Origin of the sequence: Caldivirga sp. UBA161 (assembly GCF_002506515.1) — an archaeon.
Taxonomy (GTDB): Archaea; Thermoproteota; Thermoprotei; order Thermoproteales; family Thermocladiaceae; genus Caldivirga.
The window spans coordinates 1-764 of the sequence record NZ_DAXS01000071.1 but is presented as its reverse complement, the minus strand read 5'-3'; the positions used below and the strand labels follow the sequence as shown (position 1 = coordinate 764).

Genomic DNA, 764 nt, shown 5'->3' with positions numbered 1-764 from the left:
AAGAACCTGGTTAAGTGAATTAGACGTGGTTAAGGTTAGCACTGATGCCGGAAGTGAAAGAACATTTAGGCTCATTAATAGGCCACATAGAGAAATAACCTTTGACAAGTTCATAGAGGGTATTGAGAAATTCCGTGATATATTTAACGGGCAGATATGGACTGAGATAATGCTTGTACATGGGGTAAATGATAATGAAGATTCTGCAGAGCATATAGGGAATGCACTGGTAAGGTATAGGCCGGACAGGGTATACCTGATGGTGCCAACAAGGCCGCCGGCTGAACCATGGGTTATGCCACCAACGTCTGGGACTCTAATAACCCTCGCTAAGGCTCTCTCGAAGTACGTGAATAGCGATAGAATCTTCATAATAGACTATATTGAAAGAGGCGAGTTTCATATAGATAAAAACGACCCAGTAAATAGTTTGCTGGGGATACTTAGGATACAGCCAATGACCGTTGAACAAGTAATGGACGTTATCAAGAGGAATGGCTTGGATATGGCTATTCTTGATTATGTAAGAAATTTCACGAAGGAAGTTATGTTTAATGGTATCAAGTACTTAGTTTATTCCAGCGAATAGAGTTCCATTGAAGTATGTAATTTCTTTATCCGCATTTTTAATAACTAAAATAAGCATAAATAAATATTCCAGAGCCCACATTTATGGTAATTTATTCGCGTTGTTTTATGGGAATGAATTCCCCCTCATTGGTGTTTATTTTAATCAATGGGCTTGTGTTGGTTGGTTGTTTGAT

The 764-nt window shown here is 38.6% G+C and carries 1 pseudogene; it reads left to right on the top strand.

Annotated features, from left to right (window positions below):
• Positions 1 to 589: pseudogene (locus BP896_RS08265) on the top strand (radical SAM protein); the annotation flags it as partial.
• Positions 590 to 764 lie beyond the last annotated feature (175 nt).